The organism is Methanospirillum stamsii (assembly GCF_003173335.1).
GTDB classification, from domain to species: domain Archaea; phylum Halobacteriota; class Methanomicrobia; order Methanomicrobiales; family Methanospirillaceae; genus Methanospirillum; species Methanospirillum stamsii.
Map to the genome: position 1 here is coordinate 1 of NZ_QGMZ01000036.1, position 3,111 is coordinate 3,111.

The following is a 3,111-nucleotide window of genomic DNA, read 5'->3' on the forward strand; positions in this document are numbered from 1 at the left end:
TTTGAATATTGAGAATCAAATTCTCGCTACTGATTTGAGTTATTCCGAAGATTTAGATGATAAATTAGAACTCTTACTCAAAATGGGTAGATATAATGAAGCTTTAGATGTATCTGATCAGCAAATTGCGATGTTGGGGGGGGATGGTTTTTCTCGACCTCGTACAATTTTTTTAAGGGGGAAAACCCTGTCCCTATTAGGGAGGTATAATGAAGCTTTGGGTTTTTTTGATTCGTTAATCAGAGATGGTAGCCTGAAAGGGGAGTCATTAGAACAAAAAGCCTTAATCATGGAAAAATTAGGTCAGGATTATGAAGCTTTAGATTTATCCAATTCCCAATTGACTCCTTCAATTTCTGATACCATTCATACTTCAACTGCCCCGATAAATCTGCTTCCTGATCTCACTATTACAAAAATCTCCATGAAACAGAAGGAAAATGTGATTGCGGGTACACTGACTATCGAAAATAAGGGTTCTGGTGATGCCGGGAAATTTACCATCACCTATTTCCTCACTGATACGTTGAAATATGATCCGATATTCGGAAATAACGACATATTTGTTCTGGGTGAAGATTCGGCAAACGGGCTTGCGGTAGGAGACCAACGTGATTCCAAAGACACAAAAATGTTCACAATCCCAGGGAATGTCTCCCCAGGATCATATGCCGTTGGCGTGTTCATAGACTCTAACAATGTAGAAGAAGAATCGGATGAAGAGAATAATGTTGTGTATGATATTAGTTGGGTACAGGTAGGCTGATATTCAAAATATTTTCTGTGTTTTAAACCGGAGTTCTAATCCAAATAGATTGGTAGTTTGACTGTATTGGTATGGGGTAACTGAATGATTGTATAAAATTAGGGATATTATTTCATGTAAGACAGCTTTGGGATTAGATACTCAACTGAGCAAGAATGAGTGTTACTGACTAGGAATATCATTTCTTCAATAAATCCAAACCTTTATATATTTTCGGCGCCGCCCTACGGTGAGCACCGTCGGGCGACCTTCAGGATATGAAGACTTCTTCTTATAAGGGTCTGAAAAACCTGAAGGATTGCGTATTTCACAAATTGAATCCCGATTTTATTGAAAATAAATCCCGGGAAACGGGATTTATTAAAAGAAAACGAAAACTCGACCCTGTTCTTTTAGTATTTGTTCTTGTTTTTGGAGTTAGCAGTCATCTGAAGCCCACATTAGAGGAGATTTACCGCCATTATGTTGATCTTGATGATAACCCAAAGATTAAAACTTCAATTCGTAATCAAAGTTTCAGAAAACGGTTTAAAGATGATTTAGTGACTTTTCTAAAATCTTTGTTGAATCATTATATCGATCAGACGGCTCATCAATCCCCTGCTCATTTAAAGGGAATTGTTGAAGATTTCAAAGATATTTTAGTTCAAGACAGTAGTATTATTCGAATCAGTAAAAAACTCTACGATCTGCACCCTGCAGCACGTTCCCGTGACGATTCTGCCGGATTAAAGATCCATGCAGTTTATAGTTCAGTATCCCATTCTGTGAAAAGTGCAATAATTACATCAGAAAGGGTTCATGACTCTAAAATGCTTAAAATTGGACGAGAAGTAGAAAATATTCTCCTTCTTTACGATCTGGGATACTATTCTCTTAAGACCGTTTCTAAAATTCAAGAATATGGAGGTTTTTTTGTAAGCAGGGTGAAAACGAATGCCGTTTTTAACGTTGTCACAATTAATTCAGGCCCCTCTGATTTTTTATCACTGGTAGACCGGAATTGCTTTATAAACATTAGTGGGGATGATTTTTTGGAAAAAATACCGAAAAAAGGTGTTTTTGATCTCATTTGTTCTTTTCATATAGACGATGAGCGTTTTAAAACGTAAAAATCCCAATATTTCAGGAATTCAGAGTAATTTGTGCTTGGAACCCACTCGCGAAAAAATGGCAGATCTATATGACAAATCTGGCTCATGAGCGTTTTTCTGCAGATGATATTTATGAGTTATACCGGTTTCGCTGGGCGATTGAACTAATTTTCAAAGAATTAAAGAGTGACTACGATCTGGGGAAAATGTTTCTAGGGAATGAACCTATGGCGTTGATTCACATTTATTCCATGTTAATTCGGTTCATTATTAGCAGAGAACTGTTTTGTTGGATTGTATCTTCGACCCGGAAAAATGACAAAGACAAATATACCCCGCTGCTATGGTCAAAAGTGTTTACAGAGAAAGCATTAGAGTTTTTGAGCATACTGAATCAACAGTTATTTGGAAAAGGCAACGTGAATAAACGGTGGGATAAATTGGAACGGTCATTGCGGCAACTCGCAAAAAGCCGCAACCAAAACGAAGTTCTAACATTGAAATTCTCAGAGATTCAGTAAGGTCTTTCATTAAGATCATTATTCTGAAGGAGGAATGGATAGTCCGGACTATCGTTAAAAAATCAAAAATTACTCGAAATTTGCCTTTTTTTTACTTATGACCAAATGAGGACACAACAATTTATTTTTGGACGGGTATGGTGGCACATTTGCGCTTCAGAGAAGTAGAAGAGACAAGGAGTGGGGTCGTGATCTCCACGAATATGATATACTTGTTGTTACGTTATATGAAAAATGTATGTCACGATATCGAGATATTACTCCAAAGCTGTCTTACATGGATATTATTTAATTATTATCTGCTCGTTACCGTATTCTGTGGCCTAATTTTGCCACTGACAAGAAATTAATGTGTTCTTAGTGATGTTTGAATCGACCAAAACGCAAATAAAACTAAGAACCAATGAACTTGAGCCTAATGAAAATATATTCTTTCCCTTCAACGCATTTTCCTCGTTGATAATCTATATCCCTTATTCGATGATTTGTTTTCAAACAATCAAGAATTATGCAAATCTCATTGGTTATGGGTAGATATATATCAGAAAAAATGTTCAATTTTTTCTCAACATCGTAGAAAGTAGGTTATGCACAATCCCCTATCAATCACCCCGACATTTTTCTAAGCGATTTAAAATGTCGTTTATTCTCTTTTTGTTGAAAAACAAAAAAAAGTGAGTGACTTTTTATTTTTTGACAAATATCGAATTATTTTGAACATCTGGTCCAG

1 protein-coding gene and 1 pseudogene are annotated in these 3,111 nt (G+C 36.1%); both read left to right on the forward strand.

The features are described from left to right. On the forward strand, positions 1 to 766 hold a 766-nt coding region (locus DLD82_RS14025), incomplete at its 5' end, for a CARDB domain-containing protein (RefSeq protein ID WP_146199817.1). Between the two features lie 257 nt (positions 767 to 1,023). Next, positions 1,024 to 2,381: pseudogene (locus tag DLD82_RS14030) on the forward strand (IS4 family transposase). The last annotated feature ends 730 nt before the right edge of the window (positions 2,382 to 3,111 follow it).